The following is a 19,798-nucleotide window of genomic DNA, read 5'->3' on the forward strand; positions in this document are numbered from 1 at the left end:
AACAACAGCGCCCGTGCGCCGGTGTCCAGCCAGTGCACCTCATAGGGCGGTGCGCCATCGGGGTGACGCGGCTGCTCCACCAGTCGCGCGCCCGACGGCGATCCAGCCGCCCACCCTCGCCGTCACGGCCGGCCCCGCCGGGGCCGGACCACCGCCAGCGGGCACGGGGCGTGGTAGACCAGGGCCTGGCTGGTGGAGCCCAGCAGCACCCCGCCGAAGCCGCCGTGGCCGTGGCTGCCCACGACCAGCAGCCGGGCGCCGTCGGCGGCGGCGAGCAGGGCGCGCACGGGGCGGTCGCGCACCACGACCCGGTCGACCCGCACGTCGGGGTACTTCTCCTGCCAACCGGCCAGGCGTTCGGCGAGGACGCGCCGCTGCTCGTCCTCGACCCGCGACCAGTCCACGGTGAAGCGGGAACCGTAGGCGCTGTCGACCGGGAAGTCCGTCCACGCGAGCACCGCGGTCAGCGGGGCGTCGCGCAGGGACGCCTCCTCGAAGGCGAACGCCACGGCCTGCTCGCTGACCGGCGAGCCGTCCACCCCGACCACCACCGGGCCGTCCGCCGCCGGCCGGCGGACCACGACCACCGGGCAGCCGCCGTGCGCGCAGACCGCGACCGCCACCGAGCCGACCAGCAGCCCGGAGAACCCGCCCAGCCCCTGCGAGCCGAGCACGACCATCCGGGCTCGCCGGCTCTCGGCGACGAGCGCGGCAGCGGGCCGGTCGACCACGACCGCCGTCCCGACCTCGACCCCGGGCACGGCGGCGCGGGCGGCCTCGGCGGCCTCCTCCAGCCACTGCCACCCCTGCTGCTCGAACGCCTGCCGCACCTCGGCACCGGAGACCACCAGCTCCGGGTAGCCCTGGGCGGGCAGCCGGTAGGCGTGCACGAGCCGGAGCGGCACGCGGAGCCGGGCGGCTTCCCCGGCGGCCCACGCCACGGCCGTCACCGCCGACGCCGAACCGTCCACTCCGACCACGATCGGGGCACTCATCACGGGTTCCTCTCCGAGTTCGGATACGGCGTCATCAGAGGGCCGTACGCCGGTGCCCGCCCGGCGAACCGGGCTGGTCACGACGTCCCGAGCCCTCACGGCGCGCCTCCTTCACCGCCGACGCTAGGCAGCCACCCGGCCCTGCGACGCGGTCCTTGGCCCCCACCGACCAGGGACCTGCGGCCGTGGACCCGGCCGGCGGCGGCGCAGGCGGCGGCCCCGTGTTCGACCACCGCGGCTTCGGGAGGGCGCCGGCGAGCGACGTCAGCTCTTCGGCGTCGACCGCGGACCCGGCGCCCACCAGTCGAGATCACCGAGCACCGCCGTCGTGGCCGGGACGAGCAGGCAGCGGACGACGGTCGCGTCCACGGCGATCTCGCCCGTCCCCGGTGACCACGATGACCGTTCCGGAGGTGGGCGGGGTCTCCGGTGACGCGGTGAGGTCCCGCACGAGTTGGGCGTCGGTGCCCGGCAGGCTCACGTCGTCGTCCGTCGGCGTGCCGATCAGCCGTGCCGCCGTCACCAGCGCCAGGACCGGCAGCACCCAGGCGGTGATCACGAGGGACCGGTGGCGGGCGGACATCCGGCCCAGCGCCGCGACGGCCCGTGCCGCCCGGCCGTCCCTCACCACCCGGCCGTCCCTCACCGCTGTCCAGGGTCGCTTCTAGGCGGTGTCCTGTAAGAGCTCCTAACAAAGTCGTCGGGCGTGGCGGTAGCAGATGATGCAGGTGGCGAGGCCGAGGAAGGCTTCGTGAATGTCGTCGCGGCGTTCCCAGCGGATGCGCAGGCGCTTCATGCCGTGGTACCAGGCGATCGTGCGCTCCACGACCCACCTGACGGTGCCCAGGCTCGAGCCGTGGGGCTTGCCGCGTCGGGCGATGTGAGGGGTGATGCCCCTGGCGCGCAGACGGCTCCGGTACTTGTCGTGGTCGTAGCCGCGGTCTGCGTAGAGGGCCTTCGGACGTCGACGTGGGCGCCCGCGCCTGCCGCGCACGTGAGGCACCGCGTCCAGCAGCGGTTCCAGGCCGACGACGTCGTTGCGGTTGCCGCCGGCGAGCAGGACGGCGAGCGGGATGCCGCCGGCGTCGGTCAGGACGTGGTGCTTGGAGCCCGGTCGGGCACGGTCGACCGGGCCGGGCCCCCTTTTGGGCCGCGACGCGCGGCGCGGACGTGCGAGGTGTCGATCACCGCGCGGTCCCGGTCCAGCCTGCCCGCCGAGTGCAGCTCCGCGAGCAGCACCTCGTGCAGCCGGGACCACACACCGGCCTCGTTCCAGTCACGCAGCCGCCGCCAGCAGGTCATACCCGAGCCGAAGCCCCGCTCCTGCGGCAGGAACTCCCACTGGATCCCGGTGTGCAGCACGAACAGAATCCCGCACAGCACCTGCCGGTCGGACACCCGTTTCCGGCCCGGGTTGCGGGTCCTGCGCGGCACCACCGGCAACAACGGTTCGATCCGCTCCCACAGATCGTCGGGGACGATCCACGGCGGCGACTCACCCCTCCTCACACCCCACCATGATCCACATCGTGTGAGTCGGCCTCCACCATGTTGATCATTTTGTTAGGAGCTCTTAGCGGGTGGCTACCGCCCGGTGCTGCTTGAGCAGGTTGATGCCGCACTCGACGGCGTGGCGCTGCTTGTAGACGTCCCGGTCGATCGTCGGTGGCCGCCCGCCTTGGGAGCCTTTGGCCTTGCGGTGGGCGGCTTGGTCGCGGGGCTGGTCGATGGTCGCCTTGATCCCTCGGTGTCGCAGGTAGGCGCGGTTGGCCTGGGAGCTGTGGGCCTTGTCCGCCAGGACCCGGTCCGGTCGGGTTCGTGCCCGGCCGGGGCCGACGCGCGGCACCGGGATCCGCTCGATCACCGGGACGAACTGTGGGCCGTCACCCCGCTGCCCCGCGGTGCCAGCAGCGAACAACGGCCGCCGCCGTTGTTCGCGGGCCAGGTGCAGCTTGCTGGTCCAGCCGCCCCGCGACCGCCCCAACCCGTGATCGTCGGGTTCGGTCCCGCCGGTCGGGGTGTCGGGCGGTTCGACCTGCAGATCCCCCTTTTACGCGCACCGGCGGCATGCTGGTGCGCCCGCGTGATCGTGGAATCCACGCTCACGTCCCACACGATCGACCCGGCGGCATCGGCGCGGGCCCGCAACGCCGTCAGGATCGCCTGCCGGACCCCCGTCCACTGCCAACGTCGGAACAGCCCGTACACGGTGTCTGCCAGGGGCCGTAGTCGGGCGGGACGTCACGCCACGGGGCACCGACACGCACCCGCCACCGGATACCGTCGACCAACTGCCGCTTGCTCCACTTCGGCGGACGGCCCGGCTTGGCACCGACGGGCAGCAACGGTTGCAGCACCGCCCACTGCGCGTCGGTCAGATCGGCCCGCCCCACTGCCGCTACGCCGGCCACCAGGTCTCCGGTACTGCGGTTGTGCTTGGTCGCTAAACCACTTACCGGAGACCTCGCCATGTTCCGGCTACCGACACGCCGCCGGCCACCTCACCTTTGAAACACGACCTAGCCGAGGCCAGCGCGGTCGCATCAGTTGGCAGCACGAGAGATTCCTACGACAACGCCATGGCCGAGGCGTGCGATTCGATCTTCAAAGCCGGGTGTGGCCCGCAACAAAGACCCCTGGCGTGGCATGGACGACCTTGAGATCGCCGTTGCCGAGTACATCGACTGGTACAACCACCGCCGGCTACATGGCGCACTCGGCCTGATCCCGCCCGTGGAACATGAGACCAAACATCACCACACAACCGGACCCGTCTCGTCATCGAGCGAGTGATCGCACCCTCCATCAAACCCGGTGCTGGACAGTCGCATCAGTGACGCACCCCACAAATGCATGGAGTGATGTCTTCGCTGCACAACGGAGTCGCCAAGCTCCTTGAGGGCGTTCTGGTCGGCATCTATCGACGCGAAGAAGACTCGCGTTACATCTGATTTCCGGCGGTCGGCGGTGTAACCGGCATCACCCGAATGATGTATCGATCAGCCGTGCTGCGCCGTCCAGGATGCTCTGGGCGGTCCGAGCGGGTCGTCTTTTCACGGGGGGTTCACATGGCTTTGGGTGGTTCTCGCGCGCGCAGACGTGGGTTGGGGGTGGTGCTGGCCGCCGTCCTCGGGTTCTCGGTAACGGCGGCGCCGGCCTCCGCCTTCGCGGCGCCCGACCCCGTGCCGACGGATGAGGCGGCTGCTTCGGCTGCGGCGCGTGCGCAGGGTCGGCCGGTCTTGGTGGAGTCGTTGACCAGTGAGGTCTCGGAGGTTCGGGCCAATCCGGATGGCTCGTTCACGATGACGCAGTCGCTTGAGCCGGAGCGGGTGCGGCGCGGCTCGGGTTGGGTTCCGGTCGACCTCACGCTCGTTCAGCGGCCGGAGGGCGGGATCGTGCCGGTCGCGACGCCGGTGGATGTGGAGTTGTCCGACGGTGGCTCGGTCGGGCGCGAGCCGTTGGCCGTGGTGGGCAAGGACGGTCGGGAAGTCGGCTTGGACTGGCAGGGCGACCTGCCGCGGCCGGTGCTGTCCGGCGACACGGCCACCTACCCCGAGGTGTATCCGGGTGTGGACCTTGCGGTGCGGGTGACCGCGCGCGGGTTCAGCCAGGTGTTGGTGGTCAAGACGCCCGAGGCGGCGAAGAATCCTGCGCTGCGCAAGGTGACGTTCGGGTCGCACGCCAAGGGCGTCGAGGTCGTGGTCGCGCCGGGGCAGGGCAAGGCGCAGGCCCGTGTGGCGGCCACCCGCGCGGACGGCCTCCGGGTCACCGACCCCAAGGGCGAGCTGGTGTTCGGCGGCGACGCGTCGCGCATGTGGGACTCGACCGGCACGCGGTCCGGCGCGGCGGGGCCGGGTGATGCCGGGCGCGAGGCCGCGATGGGCGTGGAGGTCGGTGACGGCACGGTGGCCGTGGTGCCGGACGCGGACTTCCTGGCGTCGGCCGACCGGAAGTTCCCGGTCTACATCGACCCCGAGTACTGGTGGGCGGGCAACCGGAACCACCACGCCGTCGTGCAGACCATCGCGCCGGACGCGCACAACTACGACTCCACGGCGGGTGTGCTCAACGACCTCAAAGCCGGTCGGGTTCTCGATGGGCAGTGGCTGACCTCGCGGTCGTTCATCGAGATGGACACGTGGGGCGTGCGGTACAAGCAGGTCATCCGCTCCCAATTGCGCACCCGGGTCGCGCACTCCTACTCGTGCGGCGGCGGTGCGACCGAGTTGTGGTGGACGGACCGGATCAGTTGGCACACGACGTGGAACGCGCAGCCCTGGTGGAAGCAGTTGTTGGACAGCACGTCCGTGTCCAACAACGCGAGACACTGCCCATCCGGCGGTGGTGCGGACCTGGACGTGACGGCGGCCGTCCAAGGGGCGTCCAACGCGGGTGACGGTTCGGTGACGTTCGGTCTGCGCGCTCGCGACGAGAACGATCAGGACAGCTGGCGGCGTTTCGACCTCAACCCGACGCTGGAAGTCGTCTACAACTCCTACCCCAACTCGCCGGTCGAACTGGGCATGGAGGGTGGCCTGCTGCCGTGCGTGTACGGCGACGGCCGGCCCTATGTGGCGACGACGACTCCCCGGTTGCGGGGCCGCGTTTCGGACCCGGACTCCGACGCGATCCTGACCGACGTCGGCTTCGCGGTGCACCGGGGTCCGATCACCAACAGCTACTGGGTGGCCGGTCCGGTCGCGTACAACATCCCGTCCGGTTCGTTCGCCGAGGTGACTGTGCCGGCCGAGGTTTTGCTGGAGGGAGAGGTCTACAACTGGTCCATGTACGCGGGGGACGGGAACGTCCGCAGCAACTGGGCCGGCAACTGCGAGTTCAAGGTCGACACGACGCCGCCGGTCGCGCCGGCCGTGGAATCCGCCTCGTACCCGTACGACCAGCCGGCCGGCGGCCTCGGGCGAACCGGGCAGTTCGAGCTGAAGCCGAACGGCGCCGACGACGTCCAGTACTACCTGTACTCGTTCACCGAGCAGCAGAACGACGACCCGCAGACACGGGTGAACGCAAACGGCGTCGGTGGCAGTGCGCTGATCCAGTGGACGCCTTCGCTGGAAGGCCCGCAGACGTTGTTCGTCCGGTCCGTCGATCGCGCGGGCAACCGTTCGGAGATCTACCGGTACAAGGTGTTCGTGCAGGCCGGTGCGTCGGGGCCGATCGCGCACTGGAAGCTCGACGGAAACCTGTCGGACGCGTCGGGCAACAACCGCCCGCTGCACGTGTTCAACCAGCCCGACCTGACCGCGCCCGGTTACCACATGGGCGGCGTCTCGTTCGACGGCGTGGACGACCGGATCTTCAGCGGGAAGCTCATCGACACCACCAAGAGCTTTTCCGTCTCGGCGTGGGTCAAGCTCACCGAGCGCGGGCGCTGGGTGACGATGGTGAGCCAGGACGGCGCGCAGGTGAGCGGCTTCTTCCTGGGTGTGTCGGCGTCGGATGACCGCTGGTCGATGACCATGGCCTCGTCCGACAGTGGGCAGGCCGGCGTCTACCGCGCGTTGTCGCACAACCCACCGGTAGCCAACGAGTGGACGCACCTGGTCGGTACGTTCGACTCCGCCACCAAGCAGCTGACCCTGCACGTCAACGGTGTGCGCGAGGGCGTGACAACCGCGCACGGTGGAGGATGGTTGGCCGACGGGAACTTCCTGGTGGGTCGCGCCAAGTGGAACGGCCAGCCGACGGACTTCTTCCCCGGTGCGGTGGACGAGGTGCGGGTGTACGACCGCGTGCTCCAGCCCGCCGAGGCCGCCGAACTGGCCAACCAGGCGTACCCGCGTGCGCATTACGCGTTGGACGAGGGCTCGGGGACCACCACGAAGGACGTCGTGACGGGCGCCGACGCTACGTTCAGCGGCAACTCGTCGTGGTCGGTGGAGGAGTTCACGGCGGCCCGGTTCGCGGGCAACGCCGGTCCGACCATCGGAACGGTCCGCGCACCGCGCCCGAACTTCCGCACGGACCGGTCGTACACAGTCTCGGCGTGGGTGCGGCTGGACAGGCTCGACGAGTACGCCCGCACGGCGGTGAGCCCCGGTTCCACCGACTTCGCCCCGTTCCTGCTCCAATACCGGCCGGAGCACAGAAAGTGGAACCTGATGGTCCTGTGCGACAACCGACCCTGCGGCTGGAACGTGCTCAGTGTGGACGACGCCGTGGCGAATGAGTGGGTCCTGCTCACCGGCGTGTACGACTACGCCGCCAAGGAGGCGCGGCTCTACGTCAATGGCCGGCTGTCCGGCAGGCAGACCGGGGTGAAGGGCTGGAATAACGACGGCGAACTGCTCATCGGCCGCACCCGCTTCTCGTCCAAGGACGTCGACCCGTGGCGGGGCGAGATCGACGACGTCCGCATCTACTCGGGTGTCCTGTCCGACGAAGAGATCGGCCGGCTCCTGGTCCGCGCGTGACCGCACGTCCCGGTGCGCCTACGGGCGCACCGGGACTCCCACTTCCGAGAGCGTGTTCGACCACGCCGGGTGCTGTCCGGCCACGCGATCAGCCAGTGGTCTTCCGAGCATGACGGATTCCCGGTGCGGGGTGTGCGCCTCAGCATCGGGCTCGCCGCCGCCATTTCCTGCGAACATGGGAGTTCACCTCGTGCGGATACGCCGCATGTTCAACCGCGTCCAGTTGATAGCGCTTACCACAACCCTGAGCGCCTCCGCCATCACCGCTGTCGCCACGCCCGCAGTGGCGGACATCGCCGTTCGCCTGCCCGAGTTGCGGCAGGAGCGGTCGGTGCCGGGTGACCCGGTTCCGGTCCGCCCGCTGCCCGATGACGAAGCCGCGCAGCGGGCAGTCAAGTCCCCTGAGCCGGTCCGGTGGCCCGTCGCTGCCAGGGCCGAGGTCGACCTGTCTGCAGTGGACGGTCAGCGCGGTCTGGCGGCGTCCGGTGACTCGCCGGTCCGGGTCGCGCGCGTGGACGCACCGGCGCTCGCGCAGCGGTCCGCCACCCCAGGCGGCCGGGTGGCCGTGGAGACGTTCGACCGGTCCGCTGCCGAGAAGGCGGGCTTGGACGGCGTGCTGGTGCGCGTCGCCGACCGGGACGGCGGGAAGTTGTCGGTCCGGCTGGACTACTCCGGGTTCGCCGGGGCGTTCGGGGCGGACTACGGCTCACGGCTGCGGTTCGAGATGCTGCCCGAGTGTGCCCTGTCCACTCCGGACAAAGAGGAGTGCCGGGTCGGCACACCGTTGCGCACCGACAACAACACCGGTGAACGGGCGCTGACCGCCGAAGTCGAGATGCCCGCCGCACACGCGCGGTCCGCGGGTGTGCTGTTGGCGGCCACGGCCGGCACGTCCGGCTCGGGTGGTGACTACGGTGCCACGCCGTTGGCTCCTTCCGGCAGTTGGAACGCCGGTGGGTCCAGCGGTGACTTCTCCTACTCCTACCCGTTCAAGCTGCCCGCCGTGCCCGGTGGGCCGTTGCCGAGCATCGCGCTGGGCTACTCCTCGGGCAGCGTGGACGGCCGCACGAGCGCCACGAACAACCAGGCCTCGGTGGTCGGTGACGGCTGGGAGCTCAGCGGCGGTGGGTACATCGAGCGGCGGTACAAGGGATGTGCCGAGGACCTGGGCGGCAACCAGGGGCAGACCAAGACCGGTGACCTGTGTTGGGCCACCGACAACGCCACGCTGGTGCTCGGCGGTGTGTCGTCCGAGCTGGTGTGGAACGGCACCGAAGGCTTGTGGCACCCCAAGAACGACGACGGGTCGCGCATCCAGAAGCTGACCGGCGCGGCCAACGGCGACAACGACGGCGAGCACTGGAAAGTCACGGCCACCGACGGCACCCAGTACTTCCTGGGCCTGAACCGGTTGCCGGGCTGGGTCGCGGGCAAGCCGGAGACGAACTCGGCGTGGACCACCCCGGTGTTCGGCAACAACGACGGGGAGCCGTGCAAAGCCGGGGCGTTCGCCGACTCGTGGTGCCAGCAGGTGTGGCGCTGGAACGTCGACCTGATGATCGACCCGCGTGGCAACGCGACGACGTACTACTACGACACCGAGGTCAACCACTACGGCCGCAACAACACTGTGTCGGCGACGACGCCGTACGTGCGGGCCGGCCTGGTGCGTCGCATCGAGTACGGCCTGCGCTCCAACGCCCTGTTCGCCGCGCCCCCGGCGCGGGTCTGGTTCGACACCGCCGAACGCTGTCTGCCGGGCGGCTCGATCACGTGCGCCCCGGAGCAGCTCAACTCCTCGACGGCGGGGTCCTGGCCGGACGTGCCGGCCGACGCCCTGTGCGCGGCGGGTGCGCCGTGCGACGACCATGCGCCGGCCTTCTTCAGCCGCAAGCGGTTGGTGAAAGTGCTGACACAGATCCGCCGCGACGACGTCACCGGTGACGCGCAGTTCAAGGACGTCGAGTCGTGGGCGTTGCGGCACGAGTTCCCGGCCACGGGTGACGGCCTGTCGCCATCGTTGTGGCTGGCGGGAATCAAGCACACCGGTCACGTCGGCGGGACCGCGTCGACGCCGGAGATGACCTTCGGCGGCACGGCCATGCCGAACCGCGTGGACTCGCTGGAAGGTCTCGCGCCGATCACCCGTTACCGCATCACCGGTATCAGCAACGAGACCGGTGGGTACACCGCGATCGGCTACTCCGGCCCGGACTGCCGGCGCGCGGACCGGATGCCTGCCTCGCCCGAGTACAACACATTGCGCTGCTACCCGACGCGGTGGTCGCCGCCGAACTACCCGGAACCGATCGTGGACTGGTTCCACAAGTACGTGGTGACGCAGGTGATCGAGGACGACCGCACCGGTGGTTCCGCGCTGCTGCGGACGTCCTATGAGTACCTCGGCGACCCGGCGTGGCACTACGACGAGAACGACTTCGGCACAGCCGAGCAGCGCACCTGGTCGTCGTGGCGCGGGTACGGCGTCGTCCGCACCCTGGCCGGCGAGCCGACGGGCGTGCAGAGCATCACCGAAACCCTGTACCTGCGCGGTATGGACGGCGACACGCTGCCGGGTGGCACGAAGCGCGACGTGCACGTGGCAGACGCCGACGGCGGCAGCATCGAGGACCACGAGCGCCTTCAGGGCTTCGTCCGCGAGGCCCGCCAGTACCAGGGCGGCAAGATCGTGTCCGCCACGGTGAACGACCCGTGGCTGCACGGCCCCACGGCGACCAACGGTGACGACCGCGCGTTCCTGCTCAAGACCGGTGTCGTGCGCGGTCGGACCCTGTTGGCGGACAACACGTGGCGGCGCACACAGGTGTCCACGACGTTCAACCGGCAGGGCCTCACCGAGCAGGTCGACGACGCGGGCGACACCGCGGTCATCGGCGATGAGAAGTGCACCCGGACCACGTACGCACGCAACGAAGGCGCGTGGCTGCTCAACGCGGCCTCCCGCGTCCGCACGATCGCCGTGGCGTGTTCCGCGGGCGACGGCGCTGCCACCGACGTGGTCACCGACGTCCGTTCGTCCTTCGACAACCAGGCGCACGGTGCCGCGCCGACCCGTGGTGAGGTGACCACGGCCGAGCGCTGGAACGGCACCGGCTGGCAGGTCGTCGCGAAGACCAAGTACGACGACTACGGCCGTCCGGTCGAGGCATACGACGCGGCCAACAACAAGAGCACCACGGCCTACGCCCCGGCGGCGGACTTCCCGGCCCGGACGGTGACTACCACCAACCCGCTCAACCACACCTCCACCAACACCTTCGAGCCCGCCTTCGGCGCGCCGGTGAAGGAAGTCGGCCCCAACAACGAGGCCGTGAACCTGGCCTACGACCCGTTGGGCCGGTTGAGCAAGGTGTGGCTGCTCGGACGCGGCACCGACAAGACGCCGAACACCGAGTACACCTACGACTACCGCACCGACGCACCCACCGTGGTGACGACGAAGTCGCTGCTGGAGAACCAGACGTACTCCACCTCGTACAAGCTCTACGACGGGTTGCTGCGGGAACGGCAGACCCAGGTACCCGCGATCGCGGGCGGTCGCGTCCTGACCGACACCTGGTACGACGGCCGAGGTGCGGCGTGGAAGACCAACGCGGCCTACTACAACGAGGACGCGCCCGCGCCCGCGTTGCACGGCGTGCTGGACAACGCGGTGCCGAACCAGACCGTGACCCAGTTCGACCAGCTCGGCCGAGCCACCGCGGTCATCTACCGCAAGCTCGACGTCGAGCAGTGGCGTACCACCAACGCCTACGAGGGCGACCGCACCCACACCACACCGCCGGCGGGCAACACCGCGTTCACCGTCATTAAGGACGCGCAGGGCAACGTGGTAGAGCGTAGGCAGTATCACGGTGCGACGACGTCCGGCGACTTCGACGCCACCACCTACGCCTACACCCGCAAGGGGCAACTGGACACGGTCACCGACGCCGCCGGCAATCAGTGGCGTTACGAGTACGACCTGTTGGGCCGCAAGGCCAAGGACCATGATCCCGACCGGGGCACGACCACCTACGCCTACAACGACCTCGACCAGGTGGTGTCGACCACCGACGCGCGCGGCAAGACCGTCGCGACGGTGTACGACGTGCTGGGCCGCAAGATCTCCCAGCACGACGGATCGACGACGGGCACGAAGCTCGCCGAGTGGACCTACGACACGCTCAAGAAGGGCCTGCTGACCGAGTCGATCCGGTACCTGAACGGCAAGGCCTACAGCCGGAAGGTCGGCTTCTACGACGCCCTGAACCGGCCCACCAGCAACATCACCACCATCCCGACGGGAGAAGGTGGCCTCACCGGCACCTACACCTTCCGCACCGGCTACACGCCGGTGACCGGCCTGGTCTCGATGACCACCATGCCTGCGGCCGGCGGCCTGGACGGCGAAGCCATCCTCACCAACTACAACGAGTTCGACATGCCGGTCAAGACCTACGGCCACCAGACGTACGCGAAGGAACACCTGTACTCGAAGTACGGCGAGACGCTGCGGCTGACCCTCGGCGACGGCACGAACTCGGCGTGGGTGACCAACAACTACCAGGAAGGCACCCGCCGCCTGGAGCAGACCATCATCGACCGCAACACCACCACCGGGTTCCGCCTGGCCGACCGGACCTACTCCTACGACCCATCGGGCAACATCAAGCGAATCGCGGACCAACCGACCGGCGGCCCGCAGGACGTGCAGTGCTTCGACTACGACCACCTGCGCCGGATGAACCGGGCCTACACGTCGGCGTCGGGTGACTGCACCGTCCAGCCGAGCACCACGAACCTCGGTGGAACCGCGCCCTATTGGTACGACTACACGTTCGACAAGACCGGCAACCGCGTCTCGGAGGTCAAGCACACCGCCCAGGGCGACACGACCCGCACGTCCACCTACCCGGCGGCGGGCACGGCGCGTCCGCACAGCGTGCTCAGCGTCGACCAGGCGGGCCCGTCCGGCACGTCCCGCGACGAGTTCACCTACGACGAAGTCGGCAACACCAAGGCCCGCAAGGTCGGCGGCTCCACCCAGACCCTGGAGTGGGACGTCGAAGGCAGGCTGACGAAGGCCATCGAGGCCGACGGCAAGACCTCCGAATACGTCTACGACGCCTCCGGCGCGCGGTTCATGAAGAAGGAACCGGGCCGCACGACGTTGTACCTGCCCGGCACCGAGCTGGTGCTGGACACGGGCAACAACACCGTCAAGGGCAAGCGCTACTACTCCCACGCCGGCAGCACCGTCGCGGTGCGCACCGCGGGTGCCGGCCTGGACTTCCTGCTCGCCGACCACCAGGGCACCGCGTCCCTGTCGGTGGGCGGCGGAAACCTCGCCGTGACCCGCCGCTACACCGACCCGTTCGGCAACAGCCGCGGCACGGTGCCCGGCACGTGGCCCGACGACAAGGGATTCGTCGGCGGCACGCAGGACCGCACGGGCCTGGTGCACCTGGGAGCCCGCCAGTACGACCCGGCGACGGGCCGGTTCCTGTCGGTCGACCCGATCATGGACACGACGGACCCGCAGCAGATCAACGGATACTCCTACGCCAACAACAGCCCGGTGTCCGACTCCGACCCCGGCGGACTGCGCAACTGCGGCCCGGACGGAGTGCTCTGCGGCTACGACCCCCGGATGTTCGACCAGGGCGACGGCAGCAAAGCGGCGAAGGACGCCGCACGCCAGCAGTGGAGCAGGGAAAAGGCCGTCTACACGGCGATCAACCGCTACTACGACTCCGTCAAGCGCAACCGCGCCGCCACCGACAGAGCAGCGGCAGCCAAACACGGGATGAGCGACGAGGAATACCGCGAGACCAAGGCAGTCGCCTCGTCCAACAAGTCCTGGTGGGATGTCGTCGCCGAGCAGGCGGGCGACATCGTCCTCGACCTCATCGGCTACAACGACGTCCGCGACTGCTTCACCAAGGGCGACCTGTGGGCCTGCGCCGGCCTGATCCCGTGGGGCAAGTTCCTCAAAGTCATCAAGAGCGCCGCCCGCGTGATCAGCGCCATCGCCTCCGCCAACAGGTGGACGGACAAGGTCCGCGACGCCCGCTCCCGCATCCGCAAGGTCGAAGAAACCGCCGAGCAGATGCGCCGAGCCGAACCTGGTTCTGCCTGTAAGATCAATAGTTTCGTCCAGGGCACCCAGGTGTTGATGGCGGACGGCAGCAGCAAGCCCATCGAACAGATCAAGATCGGCGACCGGGTACTGGCCTGGGACCAGCGGACCGGTGAGACCGCGGCGAAGCCGGTGACGGCGACGATCCTCGGCGACGGCTTGAAGCATCTCGTCGAGCTCACCATCGACACCCGTGACGGGGCCAGGACCGTCACGGCCACCGGTAACCACCCGTTCTGGTCGCCCGACGCCGAGAAGTGGGTCCTCACGGCAGAACTCAAGGCCGGCGACCGGCTGCTCACGCACTCGGGCGATGTCGCCGCCGTGGCCGCCACCAGCCACTGGTTCCAGCCCCAGCAGGTTAACAACCTCACCGTCGACGAGAACCACACGTATTATGTGATCGCTGGCGGAACTCCCATCCTCGTCCATAATGACGACGGCAGCAGCATGATCGGGGCGAATGGAACGCAGATTACGAGTTCCACCGTATGGCAGCGCGGTGCGTTGCGTATCGATGTGGAGAACCCCAGCCCGGGTGGGCGGCCTGGTCAGATGCACCTGCAGGTTCAGGTCAACGGTGTGAAGTCATCTGACGCCCCTAAGTACCAGTACAACTTTGAGGCCAGGCAGTTTGACGGATTGCCGAAGAGCTTGCAGAAGGAGCTTGCGAAAACTGACTTCGAGAGAGGCGTCACGAAGGGGCTCGGCTTCCTTGGTGAGCCGTGCTAGTACCATGCTGGAGCGCGGCCGAGGGGTCCACATGGAGATGGAAGAGCCTTGCTGCTTGACTGGATTGGATAGGCAAGTGAAGTTCAACCCGATGTTTTCGGATCTATTTCAACCAGAGCTCTTGGGGCGAGTGACCAAGGGGGATGTTCCGGAGTCGTTCCAGTCCGCCTTGGCCGCCGGGTGGGAAGCTGATCCCAGCGGGGCCTGGGTCCTTCGACTTTTCTCCGAGAGCTATCGGGGGGACCGGTCGTCGTTCACAGACTTGACTGGGTACGAAGCTGCAGTAAATGGTCGAGCTATTCCGGATCTCGATCTGGCGGCAGATCACCCGGCGCGGGCTGAGGTATTGGTCAGGCGCGCCTATTCATTCGCCCACTGTGCGCTCTTTGCTCTTAATCAAACCCTTGGCGCCCCGCCTGGAAGCGCCTACATCTCAATCGGCCCCACTCTGTACGACGAGGGCCTTGTCACGGGGAGCGTGACATTCTGCGTGCAGCATAACGAGGAAGAACCCTATCTGGCCGATATTTCACGGGTGACTCTTTCGGGCATTCTGGTGGTAGATTCCGATGATTGCGTCAGCCCGTTGGTCTAGGGATGCCGGAATATCGCCTTTGGATTGCTGAGCCGGTGGCTTATCGGCTTGCACGAACTGGATCAGAGTAAACGAGAAACCCCGCCGGAATGGGTACCGACGGGGTTTCTCGGCGTCTTGACGGCAGGAGTTGGCGGTATGTTTGCCGAGAATGCCATCCATGCAGATCGGGCGGGGTGGTGGTACTCACCGAGCCATTTTCATCCTGCGGTGATCTCGTAGTTCTGTAGGACGTGGATAACTTTGGCCAGTTGGCCGGCGCGGCGGGGACAGCAGCGAAGTTTGCGGAGGATGCGCCAGTCTTGGAGCTGGGCGTTGGCGCGTTCACCGGGGCCGGGGACTGTAAAACGAGTGGCTCTGGCACGTAGTCGGTGGTGACGCGAAGTAGCCGATCACGATCATGATCTTGTGATGGATGTCGACTCCCTCGTGGGAACGGTGTTTTCCGGGCTGTCGGCGCTGGTCGTCCAGGACGTGGCGGACAGTGGCGACATGGTGGTGGTCACGGCCCGCACTCGGGATTCGACCGTACCGTGTCCCGGGTGCGGGACCGCGACGGCGAAGGTGCACGGGTATCACCGTCGGGCTGTGAAGGACGTGCCGGTCGACGGCCGTCAGGTCGTCGTGCACCTGCGCGCCCGGCGACTGGCCTGCCCGGATCGGCACTGCCCGCGGCAGACCTTCCGGGAACAGATTCCCGGACTGCTGGAACGCCACCAGCGCCGCACGGTGCGGCTCGTGCGGCAGATTTCCCAGGTGGCGCGGGAGTTATGCGGTCGGGCGGCAGCACGCCTGACCGACCTCCTCGCCATGCCCGCCTCCCGCAGCACGGCGTTACGTCGTCTACGACGCCTGCCGCTACCGGAATTGACCGTCCCGCGGGTGATCGGCGTGGACGACTTCGCCCTGCGCCGCCGGCACCGCTACGCCACGATCGTCATCGACGCCGAGACCGGTCGACGTGTCGCGGTGCTGCCCGGCCGCGACGCCGCCACCCTGGAGGCCTGGTTGCGCGGGAATCCCGGTGTCGAGGTCGTGTGCCGGGACGGCTCGGCCACCTACGCCGAGGCCGTCCGCCGAGCCCTGCCCGACGCGGTGCAGGTCAGTGACCGATGGCACCTGTGGCGCAACCTCTGCGACAAGGTCCTGGTCGAGGTCCGTGCGCACGCCGGGTGTTGGGCCACGGTCAACCCGTCCCGCCCCGGCGGGGTTCACGAGCAGACCGTCCGCGAACGCTGGAACAAGGTCCACGAGCTGCTCGGTCAGGGGGTCGGCCTGCTCGACTGCGCACGGCGCCTGGGCGTGGCCCTGAACACCGTCAAACGCTACGCCCGCATGCCCGAACCCCAGACCCTGCGCATCGCCCCTACCCACCGCCCGACGCTGGTCGACCCCTACCGCGACCCCTACCGCGACCACCTGCGCGCCCACCGCGCGGCCGACTCCGCGGTCCCGGTCACCCGCCTGCTCGCCGAGATCCGCGAGTCGGGCTACACCGGCAGCGCCAACCTGCTGGTCCGCTACCTCAGCCAGGGCCGCGCCGAAGGCGAGCGCCCTGTCACCACCTCCCGCCACGCAAGCAGCCTCCTGCTCACCAAACCCGAGAACCTGCGCCCGAAGGACACGGAGTTGTCGGAGAAGATCACCGCGGCCTGCCCGGAGATGACCGCACTCGCCGACCTGGTGCGCGGCTTCGCCGCCCTGCTGACACCCGCCGCGGGCAACGACGCGAAACTCACCGAGTGGATCACGGCGGCCCGCACCGCGAATCTGCCGCATCTACGCAGTTTCACCAACGGCCTGGAGATCGACCGGTCCGCCGTGGACGCCGCCGTGATCCTGCCCTACCACAACGGCCGCACCGAAGGCGTCAACACCCGCACCAAAAGGATCATAAGACAGATGCACGGACGCGCCGGATTCGACCTCCTCCGCCGCCGCATCCTCCTACCCTGACAGATACTCGGCGTCACCACCGACTACGGGCCAGAGCCAAACGAGCGGTGTGACTCCCGGTCATGGAAGTACACCCGATGACCGAGATGGTGTCCGGCGTGGAACGTACTGAGGACCCGAAGTCCGGGACCGCCATGGATGGCCTGGATGAGCAGCTGGTCGACCAACTGGTCGGCCAGGCCCGCGCCGGCGGGCTGAAGTTGACCGGTGAGGGCGGGGTGCTCCAGCGGCTGACCAGGCGGCTGCTGGAGTCCGCCCTGGAAGGTGGGATCACCGACCACCTGGGCTACGACGAGCACGACCCGGCCGGTCGCGGTACCGGTGACTCGCGCAACGGCACCCGCTCCAAGACCGTGCTCACCGACGCGGGACCCGTGGAGATCGACGTGCCGTGCGACCGCGACGCCGAGTTCGAACCCCGGATCGCGGCCAAGCGGCACAAGCGGCTCACCGGCGTCGACGAGATGGTCGTCCCGTTGTCCGCCAAGGGCCTGACCACCGGTGGGATCTCCGCGCACCCGGCCGAGGTCCACGGCGCGGAGGTGTCTCGTCAGACGATCTCCACGATCACCGACAAGGTGGTCGAGGGCATGATCGAATGGCGAAACCGACCTCTCGACCCGGCTTGAGTTCCATCGGTGGTTGCGAACGTCCTCGGGAGGGATGTTCGTATGCCGCGTTGGGCACCCAACATGTTGCCGTTGTCGGTGAGGAAGCGGTACTTCGAGCTGCTGCGTCAGGGTTACAAAGGTACTGCGACGGCGTGTGTGGTCGGTGTGTCGACCAGCTACGGGTGGCTGTGGTTCCTCGATGCTGGCGGCGTGCTCGTCGATGACCCCGGCCCGATCTCACAGCGCTTCCTCACCCAGGACGACCGGATCACCATCGCCGATGGGCTACAGGCCAGGCACGAGGTCAAGACCATCGCGGCCATGATCGGCCGCAGTGTGCAGACGGTCTACCGGGAGATCACCCGCAACAGCAAACCCGACGGCCGCTACAACCCCTGGTGGGCGCACAACTAGGTCGTGTTTCAAAGGTGAGGTGGCCGGCGGCGTGTCGGTAGCCGGAACATGGCGAGGTCTCCGGTAAGTGGTTTAGCGACCAAGCACAACCGCAGTACCGGAGACCTGGTGGCCGGCGTAGCGGCAGTGGGGCGGGCTGATCTGACCGACGCGCAGTGGGCGGTGCTGCAACCGTTGCTGCCCGTCGGTGCCAAGCCGGGCCGTCCGCCGAAGTGGAGCAAGCGGCAGTTGGTCGACGGTATCCGGTGGCGGGTGCGTGTCGGTGCCCCGTGGCGTGACGTCCCGCCCGACTACGGCCCCTGGCAGACACCGTGTACGGGCTGTTCCGACGTTGGCAGTGGACGGGGGTCCGGCAGGCGATCCTGACGGCGTTGCGGGCCCGCGCCGATGCCGCCGGGTCGATCGTGTGGGACGTGAGCGTGGATTCCACGATCACGCGGGCGCACCAGCATGCCGCCGGTGCGCGTAAAAGGGGGATCTGCAGGTCGAACCGCCCGACACCCCGACCGGCGGGACCGAACCCGACGATCACGGGTTGGGGCGGTCGCGGGGCGGCTGGACCAGCAAGCTGCACCTGGCCCGCGAACAACGGCGGCGGCCGTTGTTCGCTGCTGGCACCGCGGGGCAGCGGGGTGACGGCCCACAGTTCGTCCCGGTGATCGAGCGGATCCCGGTGCCGCGCGTCGGCCCCGGCCGGGCACGAACCCGACCGGACCGGGTCCTGGCGGACAAGGCCCACAGCTCCCAGGCCAACCGCGCCTACCTGCGACACCGAGGGATCAAGGCGACCATCGACCAGCCCCGCGACCAAGCCGCCCACCGCAAGGCCAAAGGCTCCCAAGGCGGGCGGCCACCGACGATCGACCGGGACGTCTACAAGCAGCGCCACGCCGTCGAGTGCGGCATCAACCTGCTCAAGCAGCACCGGGCGGTAGCCACCCGCTAAGACAAACTCGCCGTCCGCTACCAGGCCACCATCGACCTCGCCGCCATCAACATCTGGCTACGCCACATCTGAAACATAACCTAGGCGCTGGGTGTAGCGCACGGCGAGGTACTGCGTTCCGAGGTCGGAATGGTGGATCAGGTCGCTGGTGTCCTGGCTGGCGCAGGCACGGGTCAGCGACGTGGAGAGCTGCCGACCGACGACGCGGCGCGAGTACACGTCGAGCACGAACGCGGCGTAGACCCAGCCGGTGAAGGTGCGGATGTAGGCGATGTCGGCGACCCACAGATGGTTCGGCACCGGGGCGGCGAAGGATCGCCTGACAAGGTACGGGCGCGGGTCTCTACCCTTGCCGCTGCGGGTGGTGCGCGGGGTCTTCAGCCGGGAAATCCCTTGCCGCCCAGCGGATTTCATCAGGCGGGCGACAGTGCAGCAAGCGACCGCACGGCCCGCACCCCGCCTTTGTGGGCCAGCTCGGTGTGGATCTTGCGCACGCCGCGGCTCGTGGTCGCTCGGGCCTCTATTCGCGCCACGGTCTGCTGGTGCCGGTGCGCTCCCCGGTGCAGCACCACCCGACGGGTCTCCGCCTCGGCGTGCAACTGACGCGCCAACTCGACCAGCTCGACCTGGGTCTCCCTGGTCGCGGACAGCTCCGCGACCAGGCGCTCCACGTCGGTCACGGACGGGAGGAGCATGCCGTTCTCGATCTTCGACAGCTTCGATTGGCTCATCCCGGTCGCCCGCGCGGTGGCCGTGCCGGTCATCTTGGCCTCCGTGCGCAGCCTGCGCAGCTCCTGCGAGAGCCGTTCTCGGGCCAGCCGCGAGCGTTCCGGCGCGGTCATGCCGTGGGTCCTGGTCGGCGGGAGTCGCGATCGGCGGCCACGGCGGTCAGCACGATGTCGGCCGGCGACCGCCAGCCGGTCGATGTGCCGGGATGGGCCGGGCCCGGGCCCGGCCCATCCCGGGCCGGGGCTGG

General features: G+C 68.8%; 13 protein-coding genes and 3 pseudogenes. 8 read left to right on the forward strand and 8 right to left on the reverse strand.

Annotated features, from left to right (window positions below; genetic code table 11):
• Positions 1–122 precede the first annotated feature (122 nt).
• From C8E97_RS13430 to C8E97_RS35975, 5 genes are all read right to left on the reverse strand, one after another.
• Complete coding sequence (locus C8E97_RS13430) at positions 123–995, reverse strand: universal stress protein (RefSeq protein ID WP_121005349.1); 873 nt, start codon at positions 993–995, stop codon at positions 123–125.
• 310 nt (positions 996–1,305) lie between these two features.
• Positions 1,306–1,641, reverse strand: coding sequence for a hypothetical protein (locus tag C8E97_RS13435; protein WP_211347005.1), 336 nt, complete (start codon positions 1,639–1,641; stop codon positions 1,306–1,308).
• Positions 1,642–1,683: 42 nt separating this feature from the next.
• Positions 1,684–2,477, reverse strand: a protein-coding gene (locus C8E97_RS13440) for an IS5 family transposase (protein ID WP_425470664.1) whose coding sequence is annotated in 2 segments (ribosomal slippage) — positions 1,684–2,144 and positions 2,144–2,477 — 795 coding nt in all. Because the reading frame shifts where the segments join, the coding sequence is not laid out codon by codon here.
• Positions 2,478–2,568: 91 nt separating this feature from the next.
• Positions 2,569–2,979, reverse strand: a complete 411-nt coding sequence (locus C8E97_RS35970; protein ID WP_342776216.1) for a transposase — start codon at positions 2,977–2,979, stop codon at positions 2,569–2,571.
• Between the two features lie 169 nt (positions 2,980–3,148).
• Positions 3,149–3,466, reverse strand: a complete 318-nt coding sequence (locus C8E97_RS35975; RefSeq protein WP_246018869.1) for a transposase — start codon at positions 3,464–3,466, stop codon at positions 3,149–3,151.
• A gap of 145 nt (positions 3,467–3,611) precedes the next feature.
• Here C8E97_RS35975 and C8E97_RS13450 point away from each other — a divergent pair, with 145 nt between their 5' ends.
• The 4 genes from C8E97_RS13450 to C8E97_RS34065 all read left to right on the forward strand — a co-directional run bounded on the left by C8E97_RS13450 (position 3,612) and on the right by C8E97_RS34065 (position 14,895).
• Entirely contained in the window at positions 3,612–3,788 is a 177-nt protein-coding gene (locus C8E97_RS13450) for an integrase core domain-containing protein (protein ID WP_147455095.1), read from the forward strand.
• 212 nt (positions 3,789–4,000) lie between these two features.
• Complete coding sequence (locus C8E97_RS13455; RefSeq protein ID WP_246018871.1) at positions 4,001–7,426, forward strand: LamG-like jellyroll fold domain-containing protein; 3,426 nt, start codon at positions 4,001–4,003, stop codon at positions 7,424–7,426.
• A 205-nt stretch (positions 7,427–7,631) separates the two neighbouring features.
• Positions 7,632–14,300, forward strand: a complete 6,669-nt coding sequence (locus C8E97_RS13460) for a polymorphic toxin-type HINT domain-containing protein (RefSeq protein ID WP_147455096.1) — start codon at positions 7,632–7,634, stop codon at positions 14,298–14,300.
• Positions 14,301–14,331: 31 nt separating this feature from the next.
• Complete coding sequence (locus tag C8E97_RS34065) at positions 14,332–14,895, forward strand: hypothetical protein (RefSeq protein WP_147455097.1); 564 nt, start codon at positions 14,332–14,334, stop codon at positions 14,893–14,895.
• 200 nt (positions 14,896–15,095) lie between these two features.
• On the opposite strand, the pseudogene C8E97_RS13465 reads toward C8E97_RS34065, so the two are convergent.
• A pseudogene (locus C8E97_RS13465) lies at positions 15,096–15,284 on the reverse strand (hypothetical protein); the annotation flags it as partial.
• Positions 15,285–15,306: 22 nt separating this feature from the next.
• Between C8E97_RS13465 and C8E97_RS13470 the strand changes: the two are divergent.
• From C8E97_RS13470 to C8E97_RS13485, 4 genes and pseudogenes are all read left to right on the forward strand, one after another.
• Positions 15,307–16,851: an ISL3 family transposase gene (locus C8E97_RS13470; RefSeq protein ID WP_121005365.1), complete on the forward strand. Its 1,545-nt coding sequence runs from the start codon at positions 15,307–15,309 to the stop codon at positions 16,849–16,851.
• Between the two features lie 77 nt (positions 16,852–16,928).
• Positions 16,929–17,471, forward strand: a pseudogene (locus C8E97_RS13475) (transposase); the annotation flags it as partial.
• Positions 17,472–17,558: 87 nt separating this feature from the next.
• Positions 17,559–17,876 (forward strand): helix-turn-helix domain-containing protein, encoded by a 318-nt coding sequence (locus tag C8E97_RS13480; protein WP_246019363.1) that lies wholly within the window; start codon positions 17,559–17,561, stop codon positions 17,874–17,876.
• A 126-nt stretch (positions 17,877–18,002) separates the two neighbouring features.
• Positions 18,003–18,894, forward strand: a pseudogene (locus tag C8E97_RS13485) (IS5 family transposase).
• Here C8E97_RS13485 and C8E97_RS13490 read toward each other — a convergent pair.
• Both C8E97_RS13490 and C8E97_RS13495 read right to left on the reverse strand, forming a co-directional pair.
• The gene (locus C8E97_RS13490) at positions 18,880–19,122 is read right to left on the reverse strand and encodes a DDE-type integrase/transposase/recombinase (protein ID WP_211347007.1); all 243 of its coding nucleotides are present in this window, start codon (positions 19,120–19,122) and stop codon (positions 18,880–18,882) included. The pseudogene C8E97_RS13485 and the gene C8E97_RS13490 overlap by 15 nt on opposite strands.
• A 113-nt stretch (positions 19,123–19,235) precedes the next feature.
• Entirely contained in the window at positions 19,236–19,664 is a 429-nt protein-coding gene (locus C8E97_RS13495) for a helix-turn-helix domain-containing protein (protein ID WP_246018872.1), read from the reverse strand.
• Positions 19,665–19,798: the final 134 nt, after the last annotated feature.

Source organism: Saccharothrix australiensis, assembly GCF_003634935.1.
Lineage (GTDB): Bacteria > Actinomycetota > Actinomycetes > Mycobacteriales > Pseudonocardiaceae > Actinosynnema > Actinosynnema australiense.

Excerpts from the sequence above, each read along its gene's own strand:
- C8E97_RS13460 (WP_147455096.1), top strand. The coding sequence starts at position 7,632 with ATGTTCAACCGCGTCCAGTTGATAGCGCTTACCACAACCCTGAGCGCC.
- C8E97_RS13470 (WP_121005365.1), top strand. The coding sequence starts at position 15,307 with ATGGATGTCGACTCCCTCGTGGGAACGGTGTTTTCCGGGCTGTCGGCG.
- C8E97_RS13430 (WP_121005349.1), bottom strand. The coding sequence starts at position 995 with ATGAGTGCCCCGATCGTGGTCGGAGTGGACGGTTCGGCGTCGGCGGTG.
- C8E97_RS13495 (WP_246018872.1), bottom strand. The coding sequence starts at position 19,664 with ATGACCGCGCCGGAACGCTCGCGGCTGGCCCGAGAACGGCTCTCGCAG.
- C8E97_RS34065 (WP_147455097.1), top strand. The coding sequence starts at position 14,332 with ATGGAGATGGAAGAGCCTTGCTGCTTGACTGGATTGGATAGGCAAGTG.
- C8E97_RS35975 (WP_246018869.1), bottom strand. The coding sequence starts at position 3,466 with ATGGCGAGGTCTCCGGTAAGTGGTTTAGCGACCAAGCACAACCGCAGT.